At 68.8% G+C, this 26,541-nt stretch carries 9 protein-coding genes; 1 reads left to right on the top strand and 8 read right to left on the bottom strand.

Annotation, left to right across the window (positions count from 1 at the left end; all coding sequences use genetic code 11):
• Nucleotides 1-130 precede the first annotated feature (130 nt).
• A complete protein-coding gene (locus tag ABD331_RS17340; protein WP_344475786.1) occupies nt 131-10,069 on the bottom strand; it encodes a Tc toxin subunit A-related protein in 9,939 nt (3,312 codons plus the stop codon).
• Between the two features lie 3 nt (nt 10,070-10,072).
• Complete coding sequence (locus ABD331_RS17335) at nt 10,073-17,611, bottom strand: SpvB/TcaC N-terminal domain-containing protein (protein WP_344475784.1); 7,539 nt, start codon at nt 17,609-17,611, stop codon at nt 10,073-10,075.
• A gap of 111 nt (nt 17,612-17,722) precedes the next feature.
• On the opposite strand from ABD331_RS17335, the gene ABD331_RS17330 reads away from it, so the two are divergent.
• On the top strand, nt 17,723-19,402 hold the full coding sequence (locus ABD331_RS17330) for a DUF4440 domain-containing protein (RefSeq protein ID WP_344475782.1): 1,680 nt from the start codon (nt 17,723-17,725) through the stop codon (nt 19,400-19,402).
• A 564-nt stretch (nt 19,403-19,966) separates the two neighbouring features.
• Here the strand turns inward: ABD331_RS17330 and ABD331_RS17325 are convergent.
• From ABD331_RS17325 to ABD331_RS17300, 6 genes are all read right to left on the bottom strand, one after another.
• Entirely contained in the window at nt 19,967-21,991 is a 2,025-nt protein-coding gene (locus tag ABD331_RS17325; RefSeq protein ID WP_344475780.1) for a hypothetical protein, read from the bottom strand.
• A 56-nt stretch (nt 21,992-22,047) separates the two neighbouring features.
• The gene (locus ABD331_RS17320; protein ID WP_344475779.1) at nt 22,048-22,401 is read right to left on the bottom strand and encodes a helix-turn-helix domain-containing protein; all 354 of its coding nucleotides are present in this window, start codon (nt 22,399-22,401) and stop codon (nt 22,048-22,050) included.
• A complete protein-coding gene (locus tag ABD331_RS17315) occupies nt 22,398-22,544 on the bottom strand; it encodes a hypothetical protein (RefSeq protein WP_344475778.1) in 147 nt (48 codons plus the stop codon). The genes ABD331_RS17320 and ABD331_RS17315 overlap by 4 nt, the downstream gene beginning before the upstream one ends.
• Nucleotides 22,545-22,625: 81 nt before the next feature.
• Nucleotides 22,626-23,066, bottom strand: a complete 441-nt coding sequence (locus tag ABD331_RS17310) for a DUF6262 family protein (RefSeq protein ID WP_344475777.1) — start codon at nt 23,064-23,066, stop codon at nt 22,626-22,628.
• A complete protein-coding gene (locus ABD331_RS17305; RefSeq protein ID WP_344475774.1) occupies nt 23,056-25,311 on the bottom strand; it encodes a tyrosine-type recombinase/integrase in 2,256 nt (751 codons plus the stop codon). The genes ABD331_RS17310 and ABD331_RS17305 overlap by 11 nt, the downstream gene beginning before the upstream one ends.
• Nucleotides 25,308-26,432 carry a tyrosine-type recombinase/integrase gene (locus tag ABD331_RS17300; protein ID WP_344475772.1) on the bottom strand — a complete coding sequence of 375 codons (1,125 nt, stop codon included), beginning with the start codon at nt 26,430-26,432 and terminating at the stop codon, nt 25,308-25,310. The genes ABD331_RS17305 and ABD331_RS17300 overlap by 4 nt, the downstream gene beginning before the upstream one ends.
• Between the last annotated feature and the right edge of the window lie 109 nt (nt 26,433-26,541).

The raw sequence follows: 26,541 nt of genomic DNA, 5'->3' as shown, positions 1-26,541 counted from the left end.
GCCCGCCGATCACGCACTCGGGCGTTACCGTGGCGGTCTGGCGACCAACACACATTCTGAGCTGCGGCGTTGCCTCGCGACCTACCAGCGCCCCCAAGCTTCCGCGTTGGGTGCGCTGGTCGCCGTACTGTCACCACTCGGGACGCATGCCGGGTGACGACGGCACATGCTCGCGGTGGGCAGGCCACGCACGGCCAGTATGGTAGCGGCAGAACATCAGCACGCGGCTGATGTTCCCTAGCCCGGCCGGGAACCGCAGCACACCCGCCTCCTGCGATTCGCCGGCGACCTCGACCGGCTCGTCGAAGACGAGTACACCCCAGTAAAGGCCGGGGAAGTCGGTGCTGGTGACGCAGCTGAACGGCTGGGGGCGGCTAGGGTGTCGCCGGTGCGCCGCGAATTCGCCCAGGAAGTGGGCGCGCGGAGCCTGCTCAACTTCGACAAAGACCGCTATCCCGGACACAGTCACCGGGTCTGAGCCGGCCAGATACGGGAACATCGTCCGGCCGAGTGGAATCGCGAGTTCGGCCCGGCATTCGTTGGACTGTAGCTGATACCACGCGTCCGGCAGGTCCTGACGGACGTCGAAGTAGCGGATCCCGTCCCCGGGCAGATGGCGCTGGGCGATCTCGGTGGCCGCCCGGCGCAGCCTGGCACCGCCCTCGCGGGCTGTGTAGTTGAGGTGCATGACCACGTCGGAGACGGTGCCGAGGTCGAAGCGGTTGTTCTCCGGCGGCAGCTCGAGCCGCCAGCGGCTGACCGCGCCTGCGAACTCGAACGGTAGCTTCCGTTCGTCCCGGAAGTTCAGCTCGAACAGGCCGCTGTCGTTCTGGCCGGTGGAGGTGGCGATAGCCTCGCTCGCTCCGTACTGGATGACGAAGCGCTGGTCGCCAGGACCAGGCGGGTAGCCATTGCCAGGGCTGCCATCCGCGCAGCAGGCATGCGGCGGGTCCGTCAGGTGCGGCGCGACCCGGGTCATGCTGCTGATCAGCGTCAGTCGGCAGTTAACTCCGGCGTAGGGGCCGACGACGCATGGGATGGTCAGGCTGACACTGCGAATCCGGCGCAGGTAGTGGCCGGGGTGGTCGGCATCGAACATCCACTCAGGTATGTCGATCTCGCAAACCCCGGTGGCTTGCAGGCGTAGGAACTCCATCGGGAAGTCGAGCCGCAGCGAGAAGTGCTTGCTCAGCTCGTACTCCCGGTAGTTGGCGTCGAGGTAGGCATGCTCCATCTGGCGTATCCCGAGGACCAGGCGCTCCCCGGCGAGCAGGCCCTCGCGGAGGTTATCCCACGCCTGCGTCGGGACGAAGGTCGCTCTGGTGTGGCCGCATTCGTAGTTGAATGCCCGCTGTGCCTGCCCGGCCACCCGCAACGCCAACTCGTGGAGCTGGCGGTATATGGCGGTGGTCTCCTGCTGCAGGAAGAAGTACAGCTCCTGGCTGGTGAACTTGTCACGTAGGAAGCGCTGCACCTCTCGTGAGTTCGCCACCTGGCGCTCGTGGTTGTTCAGCTCGTGGCCTGCGATATCCCGGCGTCGTTCCGCGGCGAGGATCTGCAACTCGATCTGGTCCAGTTCGAGACCGAGGGTTTCCACCTGATGGCGCCACTCCTCCTCGCGGCGCTCCCAGCCTGCTTGGGTCGCTCGCAGCCCGCCGGTCGTGGTGGAGATCTCGGCGAGGACGTTGGCGATACGGGCCACGGCCATGAATACGCCGCTGAGCTTGGTGCCGAGCGGAATCCACGTCTGGGTGACCGGGAACCCTGCGAAGATGTCGGGGATTGCGTTCATCACCTGGGCGATGCCCTCGGAGACATTGCCCGCAGTCCGCTCGCCCAAGGCCGTGTTGATCAGCCCGACGTGCTCGTCCTCCCGGTTGTTCAGCCCATTCTGGATCAGCAGGGTGAGGTGGCGGAACCGGGTCTGAGTGATCTCTTTGGCCTTGCGCAGCGCCTGGAGCTGCCAGTCCGCCTCCCGCCACTGGTGTCGGCGCACTTCGGTGGTGAGCTGGAGCAGGTGCAACTCGTGCTCGCCGCGCAGCGCCTGAAGGACCTCGGCATCGCCCTTCTCGAACGCCGCGAGCAGGGCGGCGCCCATCGCCCGCACCTCGCCGGCCAACTCGGTAGCCTTCTGGTTCAGGAAAATGAACCGGTAGGGGCTCTGCGGCAGACAGGTGTCCATATTGGCCGGGCGCAGGTCGCTGGGCTGGCAGTCGTGGATCCGGGCGAGCCGGTCGGCGACGTGCTCGTACAGCGCGAGCAGTCGAGGGTTCAGCGGGGCGTGGTGGGGTTCGAACGAGGCGACAGTGCGGTCCTCCGCGTCGCCGGTGCCGAGGACCGTGCGCGGCGCCGGGCCCAGCAGGGTGGCCACGGTGTCGTAGACGAGCCGAGCCTCTGAGGTGTTCTGGGACACGCGGTCGTCGCCGAGTTCGATCAGCGTCTCGGCGTAGTGTAGGACGATCGCCCGGTTCCGCACGTCGTCGTCGCTGGCCATGGTGCTGTCGTGGCAGCACCGGCCGTCTTCCGCCTCCTCCTCCGGGTCTTCCCCGTCCAGCTCACAGCGCAGCCAGGACGAGTCGGAGCCCAGTGGCGCAAAGGCAAGCTCGTACCATCGCAGCGCCGCCTCGGGCTGGCAGTGCGCCCGCAGTGCCGCCGCAGCCGTGATGGCCGCGGCGTACGGCGAAGGCGGGGTCACCGGAGCGCCTGGTGCGAAGTAGACGAAGTACGGGTACGCACGCAGCCCGCCCGGGTACGGCGACGTGTATCGCACGGTCGTCCCGGCGGTGTGCGCGGCCGCCGCACTGCCGTTCGTGCCGCGGGTCACGGTGAGCGTCGTCGCTTCGGCGATCGCGGTCACCACCACCGTCTCCTGCTGCGCCTCGCCGAAGCCGATCACCAGCGGGAACGGCAGCGTGTGGGGGAACCCAGCGGCGCTCTCGACGGTGATGGTGGCCTCGGCGTCGGTGACAGGTTCTGCGAGCACGGTCAAGCCCGGGACCGGGGTCACCGTAGGCAGCGACACGGCCGTATCGGTGGCGAGGTCGTACCGGAAGCCGGGTGCCGTGGGATCGCGGTGGCCGGGCGGCACCGCTGCGCCGCTGACCTCGAACCGCAGCGAGTCATCGGTGCGGCCGGCGAGGGTGAGCTGTGGATTCGTACCCTCGAGGGGCACGCTTTCGGCGCTGGTGCGCAGCTCGCCGAACTCGCCGTTGTGCACCCGCGTCCAGGCCAGCCGTACCCCAGCGCGGGGCTCCCAGGCGAGCAACCTCGGCAACTCGGCCGGGTCGTGCCACAGCCAGCCGGGGTCCTGGTCCGAGCCGTGCGTGCCGGCATCGGTCGCTGGCGAGGTGTACTCCCGGGACCCGATTAACCAGAAGTAGTACTCGTCGACTGGCGCGGCGTGCGGTGCCTTGCAGCTGGCACCGTGCGGTGCGAAGGGGGCGGCGGCGGGTGGTTCGCCGGCCGCCGCCACCCGCAGGAACGTGGTGCCCAGGCCGGCCGCTGCCTGGATCCACAGTGGCAGCCGCTCGCCCTTGGCCGCCATCCGGAGCCGCCGCAGCCCGATGACCGGCCCGTCGCCGTCGCCGTCGGGTTCGGGTTCGGGTTCGGGTTTGCCGGCTGGCTGTGTCAGGCTGGACAGCCAGGCTGGCCGCCCAGCCGCCTCGGGCGTCCCGAGCAGGCCGAACCCGTGGTGGGCAGGATCGATGCCCTGGATCCGGGACAGGTCGCGGGCTTGCAGGACCAGCTGCCCGGGGTGTTCCGGTGGGGCCGGCGCGGGCCAGTACTCCAGCCCGCCGGCCACCGGTACGGACAGCGTGCTGCGCCGCAGCTCAGCCTCGAGCAGGGCGAACGCCTCGCTGCGCCGGGCCCTGGCCAGCTCCGACCAGTCAACCCAGTTCTCCCGGTACAGCCGGCGCTGCTGGCTGCCCCGCCACACCTCGTAGTCGGCGTAGTTGCGGTCCCAGAGCAGAGCGAATCCGTTCGACACCGGGAAGTCTGGTTCCAGCCCGAGCCGGGCGCGCCGGACGTACAGCTGGACCGCGTTGATCGCGTCCTCGATCCGGCCGGTCCGGCGGCAGCCCCCGTCCGTAACATCGATCAGCAGTAGGTCGCCGAGCTGCTTCGGGCTGCGGATCTTGCCGCCACCGGGCAGCGCGACTCGGTCCATCCCGCATAGGTACGCCAGCAACGCCGCCCGGGCCCGTTTCCGAAGCCCGTCGTTGAGCCGGGTGACCTCGCCGTAGCGGCGCGGCTCGCCTTGCTCGAAGTAACCGTCGCGGACCAGCTCGGTCAGGTTGACGTTGCCCGGCTCGGGGTCGTCCGCGGCCCACAGGTCGGGCCGGGCGGCGGCGATGTCGGCTACGGGGAAGACACGTTCCAGGGCCCGAAGCCAGCGTTCTGCCCGCCACACCCGGGTCGCCCAACGCTCGTCCAGCAGGTCATCTCCGGTCAGGACGATCCCCGGGTCGTAGGCCAGCACGAGCGGCATGTGCCGGGCGTCCATGCCCACGTGCCGGCGCAGCGGCCCAGCCACGTCCGGATGACGCTCGGCGTTCTCGTGGAACAGCAGCCACAGCGGCGGCTCCGGTGCATCCGCGGTCTCGGCGCGTACGGCCGTGTAGTCGAAGATCCGTTCCCACCGGTCGAAAAGAGCCTGCTGCCGACGCGGCGTTGGGGCGGCACGCCGGTCGGCGGCCGGTGACGGCGCGTGATAGTTGTCGTTCACCGGCTGCAGGTCGAAATCGAGGTCCGCTCGGTGGGTGGTGTAGGCGTCGCCGTCCCGTGGGTAGGATCGGCCGGTGAAATTCGCCGGATGCGCGAGAAGGTACTCGATCTCGGAACGGCGGTCGTCGGCGACCGGCCGGGCGGACAGCCCGAACCGGTGCGCGATCAGAACCGCCTGGAAGGCCCGCTGGTAGGTGCGGCGGATGTCGCGCAGGCTCCCGGTGTACCGGCCAGCGAGCGCCGCCAGCGCGGTCCCGTCGAGCCCTTCGATCCCGTCCGCCAAAGTCCCGTCGGCGTACGGCCGGAACAGCCGGTTCCCAGGGATGACGACCCGTTCGCCGCCGGTGTCTGCGCCCGCGTACTCCAGCCGGAAGCCGCCCCGCACCGGACGGACGTCCTCGGCGTTCGGGTCGGCGGGCGCGGGCTGGACGAACTCGATGGTCAGGTCGTAGGCGCCCGGCCGCATCGTCACCGGGCCGCTGTGCTGCGGCGGCGCGCTCTCATCCGGCCAGTGCCGACTCAGCAGCACCCAGTATCGCTGGCCGCGGCGCAGCACCACCCGCCATCGGGGACGGTCGTCGTCGGGCAGCGGCTCGCCAGCATGGAACTCATAGTCGCCGCCCTCGTCGACCAGCAGCACGCCCGACCAGGTGACCGTGAAGCCCTGTCCGCCACCGAGAGCCTCGCCGTCCGGCAGCGCGAAGAACATCCCGTTGACGGTGCGCACGACGCCTGGCTGTTCGGCCGCCAGATCGAGGGCGGGCAACACGGTGGGCACGGCCACGTTCGCCGCGTCGCCGACGCCGCCAAAGGCCGCGGTCGGGCCGCGCAGTTCCCGCCACACCGGGCCGCTTCCGGCGTCGAACTCGCCGAGCAGGCCGGTGCCGGTGAGCGCCAGCAGTGCTGCGAACGCGCCACCGCCCGGCACCGGCCAGGTGACGGCGGGTGCCGCCCCCAAGTCGTCCTCCCACCCGCCCACGGCGTGGTTCTCGTCGCCGTGCAGCGCGCGCAGGATCACTGCGGCCACATCGGCTCCCTCGTCGCTCTCCCGGCCGGTCACCGCAGCGATGTGCCCAGCGAGATGTCCGGCGATCAGTTCCGAACGCCGGTGACAGAGCGCGAACTGGTGCCGGAAGTACCGCCAGCGTTTGCGCTCGTCGGGCTCCTGGATCAGCCGCCGCTCGGCTTCGGCGAGGTCGGCGAAGAGGAACGCGAACGGGGTCAGCGCGGCCCTCGGCGCGAAGTACAGCTCGCGGACGGCCGTCCTCTCCGCCGGGTCGAGCTGCCGGACACGGCCGAGTTTTGCGATCACCGCCTCGTCGGTCAGCGGAAGTTCGATATAGAGCTGCCCGGCGGCCTCGTCGTAGCGGAACGGGCCGTCCGGAGTGTTCCACATCGCCTCGGCGGCGCCCGGCAGGTCGACCCGGTACTGCCGCCGTTCCTCCGGTACGTGGTGGTGCCCATGTACGTCCGACGGGAAGAAGTGCACGGCCAGGTCGAGCAGCGGATCGGTGCCAGCCGCCGGGGCGTACCCGAATCGATCGCGCATCGCCCGGGCGATCCGACGCCAGGTCCAGTGCTCGACGTCCTCATCGGCGACTCGCGCATCAAGCAGCGTGCGACGTAGTACCGCCAGGGAGTGCCCGGCGTCGTCATCGGGCAGACCGAGCGGTGAGCCGAGCGCCTCATTGACGGGCTGGAGCGGGAACGGGTCGTCGCCGCGCAGGTGCTCCGCCGCGGTGCAGACGAAAAGCAGCTCACCCACGCCGAAGTCGGCCGCGGAAATCTTTGCAAGGAGTTCAGCGAACCGCAGCGTGTGAGTGGGCCGCTCGTGCCAGCCGCCAGGCTCGAAGCCGGCCATTGCCGACAGCGCGTCCAGGTTGTCGGCGAGCAGCTTACGGAACTCCGCCTCCCGCGGCCGGCAGCGGTGGGTGACCCGGGCGTACGCCTGAACCTGGTCGAGTAGTTCGTCCAGCGCCCACGGCCACTTCGCGGCGCCCGGTCCGGCCCAGAGGGCGAGCAGGTGGGTTCGGTCCGCGCCGGTAGCGCCCTCGATCGGCGGATCGGCTGGATCGGTAAGAGCGATGCCGAACGAATCCCGCAGCATCTGAAACGCGGCGAGCTGCCGGACGAAGCCGGGGGCGACCCCCCCGTCCTGAATGAACAGCCCCAGCACCTCACAGATATCGCGCAATTGGGCGAAGCTGTATCCGGCCCGAGGTACGGACCGCTGCCGCCGCCACAGCCGGATGAACACGGTCAGCCGCAGCAGCGACTCAGCCGCGTCGCGGTCACCGAAGTCGATACGGAAGTCGTCGAGGTGGCACGGTTCGCAGTCGGGGAACCCGGCGTCGTCGCCGACTCGGCCGAACGACACGAAGCCCGAGCGCCACAGCTCGACGAACTCGCAGTAGGTAAGCCCGGTGCGGCGCAGGAACTCGGGCAACCGCGCCACCACGTCGGTCCAGGCTTCACGGCCCACCCCGGCGGCCGGGAAGCCGTACAGCTCGCGTAGCGTCAGCCGGCCCTCGGCCGGTTCCTCGCCGATCTCGGAGCCGAACAACAGCCGGTGCTCGTCAGCGCTGATCCCGAGGTACTCGCGGGCGATGTCGACGCGTACCGGGAAACGCCACAGGTGCCGCTGGAAATCGGCCGGCTCGGCGTCCGGCGCCACCACGAATTCAGTGATGTCGCGGCGGAACCGGCGCATCACGTCGTACCGGCAGCTGCCCAGTTGGGCCAGGTAACTCCGGTTGACGTCCAGCGGCTGGGTGTACGGCAGCCCAGGCGCGGAGAAGTCGGTGGCCAGCGCCAGGTAGCCGGCGGGCTGCGCGACCGGGGTGGCCGGGGTGGAGTGCTCCGGGACCGCGGCAAACAGCGTCTCCGGGTCGTGGCCGGGGTGCCCGGCGATCTCGCCGGTGTCGTACACAGCGCCGACCGGGTGCCCCGGGTCGGCGGCGACTGCTTCCAGGCACTCGCCGACCAGGTCGGCCACCGGCAGCGCGATATCCAGGTTGGCGGCTGTCGCCCGCAGCTCGCCGACCGGCCCGCGTCGCCTGGCGACTAGTTCACCCAGTGTGGGCAATTCGTCGCCGACCGGCGGGCCCGCACAGGTCCAGCTACTGGTCAGCCGGAGCAGATCGTGCAGGTACGCCACCGGGCCGAGCGGCGACAGGTGCTCCGGCGGCATGCAGTTGACCAGGCAACCGTCCGGGTTGACCGGGACGAAGCCGCCGGCCGGCTCGCCGCCCTCCGACGGGGCGCCGGTGCCGTTGGCGTGGATGGGGTCTGCGTACTCGAAGGCCACCGTGCCGGCCAGCGCTTCCCTCAGTTGGTCGGTGGTGAGTCGGCCGACCTGGTCGCGGTCGGTGATGCCGCGCGTGTAGAGCGCCTCCATGACGGACGGCCGCATCTCGGCTGGGATGCCGGCGCTGGCGCTCAATCGGACCAGTTCGTCGATGACCCGGACGGCCTCGGCGAGCCAGTCATGTTCGGCCGGCCGGTCGGCGGGAGGGAACACGGCCGCGACCGCCTGGTCGGCGCGGCCAGCGTCCCAGGCGCCGCCGAAGACGAACTCGGTGCCGGCGGCGACGCGGTACTGCCGGGCGAACTCAGCGACCGGGTCGGCCGACGAGGTGCGCAGGCGGGGCGGGGCGCCTGCGGGCGCGATGGCCGCGTCGCCGCCGGTGCCGCCGACGGCGAAGAACTTCTGCACGTGCCGGATGAACGCCGCCACTCGGTCCGCCGGGCTGCCGGGCTGGGTGAACCGGGGCAGCAGCGAGGTGTCGATCGGATCCCCGAACAACTGCCGCCATTGCTGCGTGGTCAGTTGGTGGATGTCCTGCACCCGGTGGGCCGGCAGGTTCTCGATCGCGGTGATCAGCGGCTGGTGGCCGTCGGTCAGCGCGCGGAGGATGAGCTCCAGGTGCCCGGTAATCCGGTCGGTCACCGGGGCCGGCGGCGGCGGAAGGGCGTCCCGCCAGAAGGTCAGGATGTCGTCCCCGGGGTACGCAAGCCAGGCCGTCACCAGGGCCCGGACGGCCACCCGGTCGGCCTCCGGGCCGTTCAGGGCGAACACCGGCGCGACGCCCTGCACGGCGCCGAGGGAGCGCAACCGGCGGGCTGCCTGGGCTGGGTTTACCCCGTCGATCACGACGTTGCTGGCCGCGTCGGCGAGCAGCACCCCGGCGGTGATCGCGGTGGCTAGGGCTCGGCGGGTGTGGTCCTCCTCGGCCAGCACCGCCCGCTGGTACCGCTCGTTCTTGTCGATCTGTGGTGGGATCGTCGCGCCCAGCGCGTAGAAGTAGGCGGCCGGCACGGTGAACGGGGTTGCGATGGTGGTGGGAGGTACGGTCGGTTGCTCCGATCCGGTCAAGATGACCCGTACTGACTTAAACCGGGACTCGGTGTCGGTCTCGTGCGGCATGACGGGGATGAGGAAGCCGGCCCGGTCGGCCGCCGCGCTCAGCTGCGCCGCGTACTCGCCAGCCGACAGGGCCAGTACGAACCCTGCCAATCGTTCCGCGTCGGCGTCGCCGGTCGCGTAGTAGGCTTGGAGGTTTCCCTCGAACTGACCGCGGGCGGCTGCATCGCCGCCGTCGTCGTCCTGCTCGGGCAGTGTGTACATCTGGCCGAGCGTGCGTTTCTGCGGTCCGGGCAGCGGCCGGTATTTGTGGTTCCAGACGATCTCGTACGCGATGTGCCGCGCCTGCCGCGGGGTGAGGTCAGCCAGTTGAGGGGGATTGCCTGCGCCCGGGTCGTTGCTGAGCACGAGGCCGACGGCGGCGCGCAGCTGATCGTAGCGGGGCGGTGTACCGTCGGCGGCGACGGTGATGTAGCCGTCCGCCGGGTCGATCTCGCGGCCCGGGTCGGGCAGCCCAAGGTACAGGCTGGTGGTCGCGATCGTGGTCAGGTCGGCGCGGTTTGCCGGAATGCCGCCCGCCGCGACGTCGACATTGAAATACAGCTGGCCGTGCAGGATCTCCTTGCCGTCCCGTGTGATCTTCAGGCGTACGTCGCTGGTGCGGTGCTCCGGATGTCCCGCTGGCGGGATGACCTCGATCACCGCACTGGCGACCGCCTGCGGGGTCGGTGGCGAGACGACCGTCGGCGGGTTGTAGTGCTGGACGATCCCAGTCGTCGGCGCCGGCACCCACGGCGTGGGCTCCTGCGGCGGCGGGGGCGGCACGGGCGCGACGTACGTCGTCGTGCCGAGCGACACGCCGAGCTGGCCGTTCTGCACGCTCAGGTCGAACGCCTCGATGACCAGACCGTCTAGAAAGGACGTGAAGTCTTCACCCCGGACCGGCTCGACCGGATGCAGCCGCATCACTATCAGCGCCATGGCCTACCCACCCCCCACTATCCGCGGGATGCCCGCGAACAACGGCACCTGATTCGACGACCAGTACGACTTGACGAAACCGCCGATCGCGCCCGCGGCGGCTCCCACACCGGCTCCGATAGCCGTGCCGACACCCGGCACGATAGAACCCACGACCGCCCCAATCGCGGCACCAGTAGCGGCACCGGCCAACGTGCCCGCACCCACCCCGGCGGCGCGGCTCCCGGTGTATCCGGTGACAGCCTGCTCGACCTTCCCCCCAACGAACCCGCCCGCCACGATGCTCCCGGCCGCGATCCCGGTAACCGGATTGGTCGACAGCCCCAGCACACCGGAGGTGACGTTGACGGCCGCATTGGCCCTCTCGGCAGTGTTGGTGGCGGTCGCGGCCTCGTGGATTCCGGCGGCGAGAGCCAAGGGCCCGGCGACCTTGCCCAGGACACGGAGTGCCGGTGCGGTCGCCGTCAACAACCGGCCAGCACCGCCCACGGCCTTGGCGAGCAAACCCGCCTTGCTCCCGACTTCTGCCCCTGCCTTGACAGCGGTCGTGGCGGCCGGCGCGGCAGCCGCGACAGTCTGTTCCGCTCCGGCGACTGCGGCGGAAGCTTGAGACGCGGTGCTCGGCCCGAGCGCCTGCAGCTCGGCCACCGTGTCGGCCAGCTTCCGGTGGACAGCCGCCTGGTTGCTCAGGATCGCCGTGTCCCTGGCCAGCTTGTTGAACGTCGTGCCGGTGATCTGGGCGGTCTGTTCGTAAGCATTCATCGTGGCGGCGACCAAGTCGGACTCGCTGGCGAGGGCACCAGACCTGACCGCTGCGGTAATCTGCTTTTGAAACCCGCCGAGGACCGTGTGGAATCGGCCCTTGCCAGTCTCTAGAAGTACTCCGAGTTCCCCGGCGCCCGTCGACACCGCCCGAGAGTAGAGGCTAGGACCGCCGGGTGGTGTTCGCTGGGCGATTCGTGCCGCGACCTGGATGGGATGGTCGATCTGGACGTTGTGGCCTAGCAAGGCTCGGCCGGTCACCTTGCTTCCGTAGCGCCAGTTGCCGAACAGCTGCGGTGGCGGACTTCCTTGGCGGCCGTCCGGGTCCACCAGGCGTAGCGGGTTCGCCCGCACGTACACGTACGGGGAGAGGGCGTCACCGGGGCCGGACGGGTCGGTGCTCGTCCATCGGCCGAGCCAGGGCGCGTAGTAGCGGGCGCCGTGGTACTCCAGACCGGTCTCAAGGTCGCGTTCGCGCCCGGTGTAGCGGTACCGCTTGGGTACCTCAGTCGCTGGCGTTGCGGCGTAGTAGGCAGACGTCCCGTACGGGTGGTACTCCTCGTGGCTGATCAGACGGGCCTGCTCGTCGAGCTCGACCGTGGCCGACCCGAGGTGGTCGGTGAGCTGGTGACGCACGCGCCGGGCGCTTCCCTGGTCGTGGCCCAAGGTTCGGGTATCCACCATGGCCACGCGGCGCTGGTCGTCCAGCACGTGCAGGGTGGTCCGTTCCAGCGTGACGCCGCCCGCGGTGTTGTACTCCCGATACCGCTCGAACGGTCCTAGGTAGACCCGTTCCCGGACCACGTGTCCGCCGTGGGTGACGGCCTTGCGGATCCGAGTCCCGGCCGGGTCGTACGCCATCACGGCCGCCTCCGGACTGGGATCGGGTCCACGGGACGCGAGCCGCAGCCGGTCCTCGGGATCCCAGCTCAGGAACCGGATCCCCGGCATCGAGGTGATGTTGCCCTGCGCGTCGTGCTCGAACGTTTCGGTGCGCGGTCCAGTGACGGTCGCCGCGAGCCGGTTGCCGGGCCAGCCGGGTTCGAGCAGGCTCGGTTCGTCGTAGCGGTAGTCGCGGGTCCAGCCCGGCGCCGCCGGATCGGCCCCGACGTGCCGCATCCTGGTCAGATTGCCCACCGCGTCGTAGCTGTAGTGCTCTGTGTAGCGGGCCATCGCCAGCCGGTCGTGCGGGTGCGCCCCGGCTGCGACCTGCCCGAGGTGTTCTCGGCCTGTCGCCTGCACGAGCCGGTAGAGCGCGTCGTAGACGTACTCCCCGCCGGGATCCACGACCCGGTTGCGGAAGAAGAGCCGCTGCTGTGTCTCGTCGCGGCACGCGGTCACGTTGCCCTCGGGGTCGTATACCTGGCGCAGGTCCTGTATTCGGTCGCGGCCGCGCATGGTGAGCGTGCGACGTAGCCGGAACGTTTCCGGGTCGTATTCGTAGCTGGTGGTCGTGCCGTTACCGTGCTCGACTCGGATGCGCTGCCCGCGCGCGTTGTAGGCCATCGCTGTGACGATCGCCACCGAACCGGCTGCAGCCTGCGGAGCGTCCGGTAGGTGGGTCCCGAGGCTGTGCAGCAGGCCCGCGACCGAGTAGGCGGGCGTGACCCGGCTCCCGTCCGGCGTGGTGACCTCACGTGGTCGGTTGAGCGCGTCGTACCAGGTGGTGCCGGTCAGGTTCTCGTCGTCCAGCGGCACGTCCCGCGACCAGTCGGGGATCTCGTCCACGCCGGCCGTCAGGCGCCGCTCGGCCCGGGCGAGGTTGCCCTGCGTGTCGTACTCGGCGTGAATCACCACACCTGCCGCGTCGAACTGGCGGTAGATCTGGGTGCGGAGGTTGCGGGCGACCGCGTCCGGCGCGCCTTCGCCGTACTCAGTTTGGTGGTGCAGCCGCTCGCCGCCGATGCCGGGCTCGGTGAGCCATGACCGGAGCGGCCGGTGCAGCGGGTCGTACTCGGTGCGGAACCGGTAGCCGCGGGCGTTCCAGGACAGACTGGGCGCGCCGAGCGCGTCGGGCAGGCTGGCCCCGGCGCCGGAGTCGATGCCGGCCCGGCCGATCAGCATCCCTCTCAGGTCGTACTGAAGGACGGTGATCTGGCGCCGCAACGGGTCCCGCACCTCGAGGGTGTGGCCCTGCACGTCGAGCAGGAGCCGTGTGTACTGCAATTCGTCGACTGGGCCGTCTGGGCGCGGTGTGCGGTTGTGCAGCACGGTCAGGAACGTCCTGCCGAGGGGGTCCGACCAGCTGCGGACCGGGGTCTCGACGTGCAGTGCGGTCTGCTCGGCGGCACGGCTTTCGTCGGGGCCCAGTTCGCCATCGGCGCGCCGGGCATGCCACGTACGCCATGGTGTTCCGGCTTTTCGCAGCCCGGCGAGGTAGCGCCCGGTGTAAGGGGCGACGTCCGGATCGGTCTCGGGGTCCAGTGTGACGGTGTCGTTGCGGTCCCAGACGACGAGCCGCCAGGGGTCGAAGACGCGTTTGTCGTAGCTGCCATCGGGGTGCAGGGTGGCCACCGGGCGGCCGAGGGGGTCGTAGAAGAGCACAGTGCTGACGCCAGCCGTCCGGGAGCACTCGAACCGGTGGCGGGCGGCGAAGTAGGCCTCGAAGCGGCGGACCGGCAGACCTTTGTTGTTGAAAACGCTCCAGCCGGAGCCCACCCAGCGGGCGTTCCCGTCGTCGTCCGGTTCGGCCAGCGCCTTGTGCTGGACGTCGCGGGCGAACCCGTCGGAGTAGGTGAAGACCTGTTGGACGGTGGGTACCTCGCCGGGTGGTATGTCCCCGACGTGCCGGTCCCGGCTGAGGGTTACGGTGACCGGGGCGTCCGGGGGCGAGCGGTGAAACGCGTCCGGGTCGTAGAGGATCCGTGAGGTGGCGTCGCCGAGGAGCTCGCGGGCGGCAGCCGACGGGTTCCCTGCCGCGTCGGCGGGCTCGGCGAGGAAGGCCGCCAGGATCTCAGGAGCTGGGTCGAGGGCGATCCTGTCGAGGTTGTCGCCGGTGAACGCGCCGGCCTTGCCGCCTACGACGGTGGCGGTGACCCGCCCGAGCGCGTCGTACCCGACCTCGGTGACGTTGCCGTTAGCGTCGCAGACCAGGCGCGGCTGGAGCACCCTGTAGTCGTTGCCGTTTGTGACCACCTCGTCGCCGTCGCGGTCCCCGGCGCTGACCAGGTTGCCCACCGCGTCCCGGGTGGCCAGGACCAGCAGGTCGTAGCGGTCATGTTGCAGCGTAGTGACCGCGCCGAACGGGTCGCGGAACCGTTGAGGCAGGTAGAAGTGGGCGGCTGCGTACGCCGCCGGGTCGTCTTCCTCTGCCGGGGCGTACTCCACCCGGCCCGACAGTGCCCACCACGCGTCGTCGTGACACACGTACCCGGCGGCGGCGAGTATCGATCCGTCGACCCGGCCGCCGTAGACGTCATCGAGTAGGTCGGCGGTGAACGCGAGGCGGTAGCTCTCCCACGGCAGCGCGAGCGCCTCGACCTTCCCGAACGGCAGCGGCCCGCCTAGATCGTCCCGGCGGAAAGTGGACCGTTCCTGCTCCACCAGCCGCCGCGCCGGCACCGGCGGGACGGCCTCTCGATCGCCCGGGGGGACGTCGGCGAGCGGTCCGGCCAACGCCGCGCGCAGGGCCTGGGTGCTGGTGCCCGCCGCGGTTAAGGCCAGCCCTGTGATCTCGTACGTGACGGTTTCGGCCGCAAGCGGAGTGCGGTAGTGGTCGGGCCGGTCGACGGCGTTCGTGAATCGGTACTCGGTGAGGACGACGCGGGTACGCGCCTGCGCGGCCCGGTCCTCATCGGCGAGTACGGGATCGTCATCCGGGTGGCGGCGGGGGTGCGCAACCGCCACTGTACGGCGCACGTTGAGGTATTCATCGACCTCAAGTACCACTTCGTCGTGCACCCGGGGATCCGGCACACGCAGGCGTTCGTGGTGCTCCTCGCGGGTGTGCGCGCGATAGACGGCGAAGACGGCGGGCTGCCACGCCTCGTCGCCGGGATCGGTGCCCCGGGCCGGCTGGCGCAGCTCCACCGCGTGCAGTTGGGTAGTGACGCTGTACGGAAGGCCCTGCAGCGGGCCGCCGTCCTGGGCATAGACCTCCTGGCGCAGCAGCCGCCCCCGCAACGCCCGCGCGGCCTGCCGCTGTTCGTCTGCGGTGAGCGTGACGGGTTCGAGCCGGTCGCCGATGCGGGCCGTAACAGGCGGGTCGGCTGGCAGCGGTTCGGTCGCGTGGTACCGATCCGCGTACTGGTGGGTGAGCCAACCGGGGTCAGTGAGTGCGCCAGTGTGGAACCAGCTGCGGGTGAGTACCGGTGGCAGGCAGAGCTGGTCGGCATCGTCGGCGGCGAGGGCGCCGATCTCGTCGGTGTCCCACCGGTCCACCAGGGCGAACCCGCCGGATTCCCGCTCTACGCCGTCGAAGAAGATCTCATGGTACGCATACCGGGTGGTGTACCGGCTGTGCGCGATCAGGTCGCAGGTCTCGACGTGTTCGACGACGTGTACCGGGAACGGCGCCCGGGTCCTCCAGGGCCGGCCTGCCGCCTTGTCGGCGAGCGCGAACTTCGTCGACGGGGCATAGCTCACCGTAGTGCGCACGCCGATGTTGTTGCGGACCACGGTCAGCAGGTGCGGCTTGCCGTCGCGCATCAGGTCCACATAACGCAGCGGGATCCCGGCGTCGCCAGGCAGCGGGGAGGACCAAACTAGACAGGCGGTGCCGGTACCGAGCAGGTCGAGCACGGCGACCTGGACGGCCGAGTCGATCCGGGGGAAACGCACGGGCAGCTCGTGAGCCGGCGCCCACCCGTTCCCGGACCGATTGGTGTACAGCCGGATGCCGTCGCGGTGCAGGTAGATGAGGTCGCTCGGGCCGGAACCATCGACGTCGGCGAGGCGCACCCGCTGCGGATCGAACTGGCCAGGCTCGTCAAACCAGGGCGCAGCGTCCATGACGACCCGGGCGCCGAACCTGCCGTGGCCCAGCGAGGGCCAGTAGCAGACCTCACCGTTGCGCACCCGGACCAGGTCGGCAAGCCCGTCGCCGCTAAGGTCGGCCAGATGCAGGCTCTCGGCGCTGTCGGCAAATCGCACCGGGGTGGCCCGGCCCGGTGCCCCAAAGCCCTGTTTCCCGAGCGACGGATACCAGGTGAACGCCTCATCGCCGAGAATCAGCACGTCGGCCCGGCCGTCGCCGCTGAGGTCGACGAGCCGAACCCGGGGATCTCGGAAGTCGACGGCGGGCCGGCCGACGAAGGGCCGCCAGGGCGTCCAATCGCCATCGGCGGTGCGTTCGCTGAACCCCGAGTTGGTTCCGCCGAGCTCGACGAGATCGAGGAGGCCATTACCGTCGAGATCGAACAGATCCTGCCGCCCGCTAGTGAGCGCAGCCGTTTGCGGGCGGCGCCGCACGAGCCGCTGCGGGCCGAGCCGTGCGCCGCCGAGGTTCTCCTTGTAGAACCAGGCGTCAGCCTGCTCGCTGAGTACGCCGGACAGACCCTCACCGACAAGATCCACCCAACGGGACCCCGGGGTGGCCAATCCGGCCGGCAGGTTCTGCGTGCTCGCTGCGTCGAGTGTGCGGACGCGGTCGTCGATCCGGGATGTGCTGTACTCCAGCTCAAGCGGCGGGAGTGACCGGGTGACCAGGCCATCCTTGGGGTCATCGCGGTAGCCACGATGCGTGACAGCGGTGAGCATCGTCAGGCCGGCAGCCGGGTTCCCCGCCCGGTGGTCGAGGTCGAGGGACAGGACTGGGCCGTCGGGTCCGTTCTCGTCAGCAAAGTGGTGCAGCATGACCACCCGCCGGCAGAGCCGGTAGGTGCGGATCTCGAAGCCGGAGCGATAGCTAGAGAACGGGTCGGCGCGACAACGCCAGGGGCGCTCCTCGGCCCCGGTCGGCCGTTGCTCGTCGTGCTCGCCGTAGTCCAGCAGGATCTCAAGGAGCCAGTCGACCGCGTCGGCGTCCAGCGGCGCGGGCCCAGGATGCAGCGGAGAACGGTTGGCGTAGCGGACGCGTTTCAGGTAGCGGTTGGCTGAGCGGTCGCGGTCCGTGCGATGCCGCTCGTGCGGTGCGTGGCGGTCGATCCCGACGGCGTCCTCGGCTTTGTACGTGTAGCTGGTGGCGTTCCCGCGGCCGTCATATGTCTCGCAAACCAGCCAGCTGAAGACGCGGCCCGGGTCACGAGGATCGGCGATGCGGCTGTCTGCGGTCCGGCCGTACAGGGCGGTGATGCCGTCCCGGGTGATCGTGCGCCAGTGTGTCTCGCCGGTCGCGACATCAGTCCACCGCTCGGTGCGCGTGCAAGCCTCCTCCACGCGCGGGCGGTACCGGACGATCTCGTACTCGTGGCCGCCAGCCGTGCGGTGCGTGACGTGCGGCTGCCAGCGTCCGTCCCGGCGTTCGTGAACGGGCACGAGGTCCTCGCCGCCCGGCGCGAGGAAGATGTCGCCCGGCTCATTCCGGTAACGCGGGACACCCCGGTCGGTCTTACGGGTGACGGCCGGCACTTCGAGCCGCCAGCCCAATCCGAACACGCTGTTGCCGTGGCCGGAGTCGTAACTCAGCGCTAGGGCGGGGGTGAACCCGGAACGGCCCGGGCTGACCGGGACCGGGATGGACAATGAGCCGGTGCCAGTAGCAGGGTTGGCGGCGAACTTCTCGCCGATGCCACGTATGGCTCCGCCGCCTTTAGGTAAATTAATGGCCGGAGCGCGAAAGCCGGAGCCGGGCGGCGTCTGCGCCATGCTGTCCGGCGTGGGCCGGAAGTCGCTGTTATCCATAAGCGGCCCTCCGAGCGCCGACGCGCGCATCATGGCGTGAGGAATTCTCCATGTCCGCGAATTCCTTCGCAGCCATGGCTCATCTTGAAACCTCGGGTCCTGCTTCTGAAGATGACGATCGGGCACGCCTTCGTCAACGGCCGCATCCGTCCGATGTCGGCCAAGGACATCATGTTGTCAGCCGCCAGGGCCGTCAGTGAGCATCGGCCTATGCAGAACCAGCCAGGTCAGCGGGAAGCGCTCGTTAAAGTGGTGCGATCGCTGATCGCCGCCGAGAACCTATGTGATCGCGAAGCAGCCGCCGAACTACTTTCGCCGCATTTCGCCGGGATTGTCCGGGCAAACGGTCTGAGCCAGAGCCGGGAAGAGCTGCTCGACAGGATCTCCGCACCCACCGATCCGGCCGTCCGACGACGTTTGGACGACAACGCGATCGAAGTGCAGGAGGCTCCCGGCTGGTGTGTCGTCCACAGCATCGTGATCACCGACGGCGCGGCGGCCGGGCGATTCCGCAACACGCACCTCCTGGTTCAGGAAGAAGACGTGTGGCGCTGCCTGTTCTGGCAGGTGACGGAGCTACGGACGATCAGCCGCCCCTTCTTCGTGCTGCTTGCCCGGCACGGCCAGCACTCCCAGCACATCCTCACGCGCAGCGATCCCGCCCGGGACGACTCTCCCCATCCGAGTGAGATCGTCGGCGAAGTCCTCCGCGAGCAACTGCTCTGGCAGCCGCCGCTGGCGGAGCAGCCGGACGACCGCATCACCATCGCCGAAGCCCTGTATGCCCCCTCGCCCGAAGCGCGCACGACGATGGCCATCCTCGGCAACGCCCTGGGCAGTGTCACCGCCGCGATCACCCACCCCTCCTCACCGGGCAAAGTCCACCGGATCGCAGGCGATGAGCTGGACTCCTTTCTGGCCTGGGAAGATCCATCCCTGCACGCCAGTCGGGGGCTGGCCGGGCACTCCCAGCACGCTCTGGCCGCAAGAGTGCGGGAAGCGGCCATGAATCCAGCCTTCCCCGAACGCAACGCCGTCCTGATCGTCGGCCATCAACCGCAACTCAGCCGCCTGGCCGACGCAATGGCGCGCGACCCGGGCTGCCCCGGACACCGCCGATGGCGGCGGTTGCGAGTCCCGATCGCGCATGGCGAGGTCATTTGCCTCGTTTTCGCGGATCGGTACGGCGCCTGGCCCTTCTACCGGCCACCCAGGGTGCTGTGGAGCGTAGCGCCCGCCGACAACGCGGTGATGACCGATCTCAAAGAGAAGATCAAATCGAAACTGGACACTGCCAAATTGCTGGGCACCGCCATCACGTTCATACTCGGCGCGATGCTGGCCCTGCTGACCGACACCAACCGGTGGGGGGCGCTGGAATCGGCCGAGCAGCTCCTCGCCCAGGTCGCAGCCGGGCTCCTGCTAGCTTCCTTCGTGCTCTACCTGGCGACCCTGTACGCCTATGACCGCCTCACCATGCCGCCACGATTCTGGACGGAGTTGAGCCCCCGGCAGGGCCCGCGGTTACGACGGGGAAGGCGACTGGTCAGCCGGCCGCCCAGTTCCGCGGTCTGGGTCCTCTACCAGAACATGCAGCGGGTCTGGTGGGGGTTGTTCACGCCCGCCACCGTGGGATTCGGCCTGGCACTCGCGCTGATGGCGGTTATCCTCACCCCGGGCAACCAGGCCTCGGCCACGTACGTCGCGCTCGCCAGCCTGGGCGGGCTCGGTGCCGCTGTGGTCGCGGTGCTGTGCGTCTGGTTTCGGCCTGTCCTCGGTAGCGATGACTGATCGGTGCTCGGGGCACGGCTACGCGCCACCACGCCCAGCCAGAAGGCGGAGGCATGGTCGTGAGGGTTGTCAGACCAGGCACGTTCGTCAGGCGCGACACACGCAGCCAATGGGGTAGGTGAGCAGGAGACTGGCCAGACAGCGCGGCGTGGTGATGAGGCGCTGTCCTTGAGCTCGGCTTCGGCTGCTGTAGCGGAAGGGCTACCGACGCATCCGAAAAGATCAACAACGCGTCACAGCGGCAGCTACTTGACACACAAAGGCGCTATCAAGTCACGAGCACAGGCCCGGGGCGCGCCGTGCGGGCGTCCCCGGTGGAGTCGGCAGATCGGGGCGAAGACACTTGTCGCCGAGGTCAGGATTGGTTCGAGCCAAACCCACCAGAAACGCCTGCCCATCTCGCGGAACAGCTCGGCTCATACCTTTTCGCTGGACCGCGCCGGAGGGGCCAGGTCGGCATCCCTGACGCCCTCTCGGCACCCCAGATACCCATGGCGGCGGCCAACGACAGCTGGCCGACCAGAGAACTCGTCCCCCTGCTGACGCCCGTTCCCGTACGGTTCGTCAGTCCTGCCGACTGCGGCGGGCTACTTCTGCTGCGTAGCCGGAGCGGCTACTGCCTGCCTCTTGAGTCCAACGTGTGGCGCGGTCGAGGCTGATGCCCAGGAGCTTGTTTAGTACGGCGGGTGGCATCTCGGCGGCCATCTGCATGAGTGCGGTGTTGCGGCCGAGGGTGGGCTGGATGCCGATCGCGCGTAGTCGTTGGAGCAAGGTTCTCGAGGCGAGAGGTTGTCCCAGACGGGCGGCTGGGTAGAGCCAAGTGTTCTCCTCAGGTCGGGAAGCGTTGCTGACTTGACGGTCGTTGACGAGGGCCTCCAAGAGGTCGGCGAAGGCATCGGGAACGACGATCGGTGTCTGGCCGAGCGTCAGTTCGACAGCGTTGTCGTTGATGGTGATGTGATCGATGGTGAGTTGGGTGATGCGTGCGGCTCGTTGCGCGTAGAGCAGGACAAGGAGTCCCGCGACCCGGTCGTCGAGGACCATGGAGTCGTCGTGGAGGAGCTGCCGGGCCAGCGCCCAGCGTTGATCGTGGTCGTTGAATACCCGCCGCACGGGTGTGTTGTTGAACGGTGGGATCTTAATGTCTTTCGCGTGGCCGCGGCTGACGGCCCAAGCGACGAAGCCGCGTGAACGGGAGAAGGCGTCGATGCCCAGCCATTCGTCGATGTCGTCTTGGGTGCAGGTGGCCAGGTGCTGGTTGCGTTCGTGGAGCCAGTTCAGCAGCGCCGCTGCGGCGGTGAGGGCGTTGCAGGCGTAAACGACCTGATCTTGTGTGACCCGGCGTCTGCTGGCGATGGCGCGAAGGCGCCGTAGGTGATGCCAGGTGGCATAGCTTTGGAGGATCTTGCGGTCGACGGGGTCGTGGACGCGAGAGATCCGACGCTTGACCGCCTGCTCCAGCCCGGCCAGACCTTCATCGCGCGGAGGCAGGACGGCCTGTTCGACCAGGATCGTTCGCAAATGAGCAGTGGCCGCTGACGGGGTCAACTGGTCCAGGACAGCGTGGCTGATCGGGCCGCTGCCGGAGGCCAGTGCCGAAAGCATCTGCTGAGTCCGGGCCCGAGCTACCCAGTTCAGGCCAGCCCTGGCATCGATCGTGGTCAGCGCGGCTCGGACCGGTTCGAGGTCTGCTCGCACCTGTCCGCCGGGGCCGGCGAGAAGTCTTGTGATCACATCGGGCCATGCGCAGATCGCACACAACCCGAAACGGTGTAGAGGCCCGAGCACGCCGCAGCGGTTGCACTGCCGGTGGGATAAAGGGTCGTTCTTGTAGCAGGTCTGACACATATCCCCTGCTTCGGTGCGGGCTCGAATGGGCCGTTCGCGGCCGCATCCGGCGCAGAGTCCTACGCTGCCGCAGGTCTTGCAGAGAGCCTCGCCAGAGGAGGTACGGGTGTGGACTACGCGTTGCTGTCCGCAGCGCGAACAGGGCTGCGCTCGCCGATTGGCGGAGCAGTTCTTGCAGAGGGGCGCCGCGGTGTCGACGAAGTGGCAGGGTTTGCCCTTTCCGCACTCCGAACACGTGGCCAGCGGCGGTGCGCAGCAGGCGTGGCAGATCACCAGTCCGTCGCGGCGGCGGGAGGGAAGGCGCATCCGGCCGCACGTGTCGCATGGCTCCAGTAGAGCGGGCTCGGTGCGGGCGCAGGCGTCACAGAGCGATTGGCCCTCGAGGGTGCGACGCGCCATCTGAGTGATCGTTCCGCAGCGGGCGCAGGGCTTGGCGTGTATCCGGTCCCAGCAGCTCTTGCAGCATCGCAGCCCTTCGTGGCCGCGGGACAATGAGACGTCACGATGGCAGAACGGGCAGGGCGGAGCCACGACGCCGGTCACCCCGTGCGAAAGCAGCGCGTCGATGAGCCTGATGACCATGGGTGTGCCGCGCGCGCCAGCCCCGGTCAGCAGGCCGGGACGCTTCTGGAGTTTGTTGGCCAAAGCACGGCGCGACTTCGTCTCGGGTACGAGGCCAATGATCAGATCCACCAGTAGCGCGCGGTCGGTACTGGGATCGAGCCTCTGCACCACCGCCACCACAGCATGAGCTGGATCAACAGGATCGGGGGACGGCGCACCTCGTGCGGCGGACATCACTCGGTGATCCTGGCTCGCTTAGGACGAAACTCACCCACACCGCTCTCCGGGCCGGCACCGGGCTCCCCTCCGACGGCGGAGGTCTGGCCTGCAGCCCGGCGGCGGCTGGCCGATGGCGAGGCGACAGGCGTGATCAGGTCCTCCATGGGGCAGCCGAGGATGTCGATGAGCGCCACCAGCACCTTCAAGCTCAGCCGCTCGGGCTTCTCCGTCACCAGCCGCCAGATCTGGGTGGCGGACAAGGTGATGCCCCGCTCGATCAGCAGCGGCCGCAGGTCGGTGGTGTTGAACATGCCGTGGGCCGCCATGATTTCCCGCAGCTTCCACTCGTAGTCCAGCTTGGGTGTCATCGTTCCTCCTCATTGGAGACCAGTCCTGCATCCAGGTGCCGGCGCAGTGCGGTATTCATGAAGTCACCGCCGACGCCGGTGTAGATCGCCGTCGTGCTGGCGAAACGGTGACCCACTTGCTGCTGGATTATCTTTAGCTTCATCAAGTTCTCGCTCTCTGACCTGGGCGTCTGCGGTGTGGACGTTGTTCTCAACACGGCCTCTGCCAGCGCTTCGGAGACTGGTCAGCACGGGCCGATTGTTGTCGAGCCGAGACGACGGCTGGTGGTTTTGTCGGGTTCGCGAGCTCGGGCCGAGCGTTGTTCACCGAGGGCCAGAGCGAGCTGGTCGCGCAGTCGGCGGTTCTCTTCGGTGAGTTGCCGGTTGCGTTCGTTGGCTGCCTCGAGACGCCGGAGCAGAGAGGCATCGGAGGCTCGTTGCCGGCTGGGCTGGGGTGTGTCGGGTGTCCGCCGGGAGGTCTCTCTGAGCTGTTCGATCTCGGCTCGCAGGTCTGGTTGGGTGTAGAGCCAGGAGCGGGAGACTCCTGCTGCGGTGGCCACGGCGTCGAAGGTCACCGGGGTGCCGGCCTTCTCAATCTCGCGTAGTGCCTGGACGGCTTTGGCGCGGGTGTATTCGTGGCGGTGCTGAGCGGCGGCCACGATGTGGCGGGTGTTGTCAGCTCGCATCGGCCGCTGCCTCCGGTTTCTGGCTGGAGTCGCCTTCTTCAAGGGCGGTGATGATCCGGTCGAGGTTGCCCAGGACCTGCTGGTTCATCTCGACGAGGCGGAGTTGGCCGCGGGCCTCGGCGGTCGACATGATCTGCAGTACCTGCTGTCGTTGTTGGTGGTGCTGGGGCAGGAACTCGGGAGTTGTCACGAACATCGGGCAGGTTAGGCAGGCGTTGGCGTGCGGGCAGGTTTTCTGCACAGGCAGCCCGCAGAAGCCGTTGGGCAGCGCCTGGGTGACGCGACCGAGGCGTTGTTTGGCCCAGCTGGCCTCGGCGAGTGGTCCATCTGGAGAGAGGGTGACGCTCTCGCCCCGGGCGTTGACCTTGCGGGCCTTTTCCCAGTGACGGCGGACGGTGCTGTCGTGCAGCCGGGCGTAGTGGGCGGTCATCTCGCCGGAGGAATGGTCGAGCAGGACTTGGACGACCTCTTGGGGGACATCGCGGTTGATGAGGCGGGTCGCGAAGGTGTGGCGCCATTGGTGTGGCGTCAGATGCACGGGCCGGCCGTGCTCGTCGCGGACGTCACAGCGTTGCAGCCAGTCGTTGAGCTGGCCTCGGTAGGAGTGGGTGGTCAGCTGGCGGGCTCCGTCGGGGTTCTTTCGGGGTGCTGGGAAGAGCCAGCGGGTGCCGTCGGGCCAGCGTTGCAGGACTCGCCGCTGTTGCTCGGCGATCTGCTGGTCGAGTTCCTCGTCGATGGGGACGAGCGCTTCTCGTTTCATCTTGTTGTTGAAGTAGCGCAGGTAGGGGGCGCCGTCGGCATCGCGGATGACGCACTCCAACGCGATCTTGGTTGCGTCGCCGACACGCAGACCGCAGCGCATCAGGATCAAGGTGAGCAGCCGCCCTTCAGGGGCGCGCCACCGATCAAGGTTGGCGGGTTGCTCGACCTGGGCCATGACCTGCTCGGCCAGCCCGCGAGGGAGTCGCTTTTCGGTCTTGGCGAAGTCGTCGGGATAAAACATCGCGTTGGCCGGGAGGGCAGGGTCCCACTCGTGGCGCCGGACGGCGTAGAAGAAGGCGTTGAGCGAGGCGATGTCGCGGTTGCGGGAATGAACGGCCCGGGTGTCGAGCGTGAGATCGGCGAGATAGCGCTCCAGTAAGGGTCGGCCGAGGTCGGCGGGTTGGGTGGCGGTGACCTCGGGCCTGGCCAGAAAGCCGGCGAATCTGGTCAGCGCGAGCACGTCGATGACGGCCTGGTTGACGCTGCGGCCGATGCTCAACCGCCAGCGCACGAACCGCTTGGTTAGGTTTCGAAGCCAGGGTTGGGGGATGCGGTCGAAACGGAGTCGGGCACGGCCATCGATCCCGAGTCGATGCAGCCGCCAGACATCGCGCGGAAACTCTGTCTCCCAGCCACCACCGACCTGGAGGTCTTCAACGTGCTCGTGGGCGTAGCGCAGGAATGCGAGCTGCCCGTTTTGATCGTGCTTGGCGACCCGGTGACCGTAGAACTCCGCCCATCGCTCGATCGGCCAATCCAGGAGCGAGGTGGCCTCGCTGAGGGCGGCGAGCCGGACAGCGACGTTCACCACCGAGCTCGCGGTGTTGATCTGGCGTTCGTCGTGACGGCACTGCACGGCGTACTGGAGTTCCAGCTTCACCTGGCGGGCGTCGTTGAGCGGCCGGAAGTCGAAGCGGTCGTCGCCTCGGGACTCACACTGGGCAGTGAACTCCTCGATGTCGGGCTGACCCGCTGCATACCAGCGCGATTTGTGGTTGAGGCAGAACGGTGAGCTGCCCTGAGCCCATAGAGTGCAGAACGCGAGGTGGCAGACCGGCTGCTCCTCGTGTCTGACTGCGGACTGGTTCGCTAGCCAGGTGGCCAGGTCCGGCTTCCCCGCCCGATCCCAGAACCCATGGTGCCGGACGCACAGGCCCTGCCGGGCGGCCCCGTAGCGGCATCCCTCCACGGCGCAGGCCGTCAGATCTTTGCGGCCGACCAGGCTTGGGGGCGTCGTTGCAACGAAGGTGTCCAAGTCCGGGCGGCCGTCCTGCTGCCAGCGACGGTAGTGGCCTCGACAGAGTTGCCGCGTGCGGGGCTGGTGGACGCACCCCCGGACCAGGCAAGGTGTGGTGTTGAAGATCAGCGTTCCGAGTTCGGGAACCAGGACGTCGACCCGGAACTCCGGCCGGACTGCGGCCATGAGCTTGCCCAGCAATCCGCCGCGATCAGGTGCCGGATCCGAAGTGGGGCGGCTGTTCACCAGCGCACCTCCTGGCCGGTCAAGAACCCAGCGGCTTCCAGAGCACGGCGGGCGTCTTCGGCAGTGAGGTGGCCATACACGTCCGATGTGGTGGCGATCGAGGAGTGCCCGAGCAACGTCGAGACAACCTCGATCGGTGCGCCACCGCGCAGCAATCTGGTCGCGTAAGCATGCCGATACCAGTGCGGGTCGAAGTCGATGCCGGTCCGGCGGCGCAGCCGCACCACCAGGTCGTAAACGGCGGCGTAGGTCAGCGGTCGGCCGTGTTGTCCGGCCCAGAGGCTGACGAACACGTAGTCCGAGTCGAGATCGCCGTACTCGTCATGGAGGTAGTCGGCATAGAGTCTCATCAACGACGCGCCGACCGGGATCGTTCGTGAGGACGGCGACTTGGCCCGGGCCCGGTTGTCGTTGACCCGGCGAACGACAGTCAGTTCCCGTTCAGCGACCGCCAGATCCTCATGCCGCAGGCCCAACGCCTCGCCGATCCTGACGCCGCTCTCCCACAACACCGACAGCAAGAAGCGGTCGCGGAGCCGATCACAGGCGTCCAGGATCGCCTGAACCTGGACAGCCGTGACGAGCTTGGGGCGGTGCCGAGGTGCCTTGAGCTTGATCGTGCGGCGCCGTTCCGGTTCGTTCCCGCTGAGGTGGTAGAGGAACGGCTTCCATCCCGAGCGGCGATGGCGTACTGGCTGGAGCTCTGTGACGAGGTCGCCCAGGTCGACGCCATGCCGGGCGTGGAAGACACAGAAGCCACTGACCGCCGACAGCTTGCGGTTGACCGTAGTCGTCCCGCAGTGATGATCGGCCGAGGGCAGCAACGCCAGCCGGCCATCGCGGCCCGCCGGCGGTAACCGCAACCAGGCCACGAACTCGCCCAAGTCTTCTAGCCGGACTTCCCGCCAGTCCAGGCCCCGTTGGTCCAGGAAGACGAACCAGTCCTTCAGATCGTGAGCGTAAGCCTTGATCGTGTTCGGCGACCGCTCGATGTCGGTCAGATAGGCCAGGTAGCGCTCCATCGGCTCCAGGACGGCGTCATCGTCTCCCAGCACCGTCCACGACTCAAGCGACGAGCCCGGCATCAGCACGCGCTGAACAAGTGACAGCGGCCGCGACATACTCCCCATAGGCGGCCATTTAGCGCCCCACTGACGGCCACGAGGTTCCCCGCGTACGGCCAGATATCTCCCCGGTTCGCCCCGTCCAGACCCGGACGGTGATCATCGT

Source organism: Nonomuraea monospora (assembly GCF_039531895.1).
Classification (GTDB): Bacteria; Actinomycetota; Actinomycetes; order Streptosporangiales; family Streptosporangiaceae; genus Nonomuraea; species Nonomuraea monospora.
Note: the sequence above shows the minus strand (reverse complement) of the source record. Positions and strands in the feature narration are given on the sequence as shown.

What these genes read in the sequence shown, in the direction of transcription:
- ABD331_RS17335 (WP_344475784.1), bottom strand. Translation starts at nt 17,611, where the DNA reads ATGGATAACAGCGACTTCCGGCCCACGCCGGACAGCATGGCGCAGACG.
- ABD331_RS17340 (WP_344475786.1), bottom strand. Translation starts at nt 10,069, where the DNA reads ATGGCGCTGATAGTGATGCGGCTGCATCCGGTCGAGCCGGTCCGGGGT.
- ABD331_RS17330 (WP_344475782.1), top strand. Translation starts at nt 17,723, where the DNA reads ATGACGATCGGGCACGCCTTCGTCAACGGCCGCATCCGTCCGATGTCG.
- ABD331_RS17310 (WP_344475777.1), bottom strand. Translation starts at nt 23,066, where the DNA reads ATGCGAGCTGACAACACCCGCCACATCGTGGCCGCCGCTCAGCACCGC.
- ABD331_RS17320 (WP_344475779.1), bottom strand. Translation starts at nt 22,401, where the DNA reads ATGACACCCAAGCTGGACTACGAGTGGAAGCTGCGGGAAATCATGGCG.
- ABD331_RS17300 (WP_344475772.1), bottom strand. Translation starts at nt 26,432, where the DNA reads ATGTCGCGGCCGCTGTCACTTGTTCAGCGCGTGCTGATGCCGGGCTCG.
- ABD331_RS17315 (WP_344475778.1), bottom strand. Translation starts at nt 22,544, where the DNA reads ATGAAGCTAAAGATAATCCAGCAGCAAGTGGGTCACCGTTTCGCCAGC.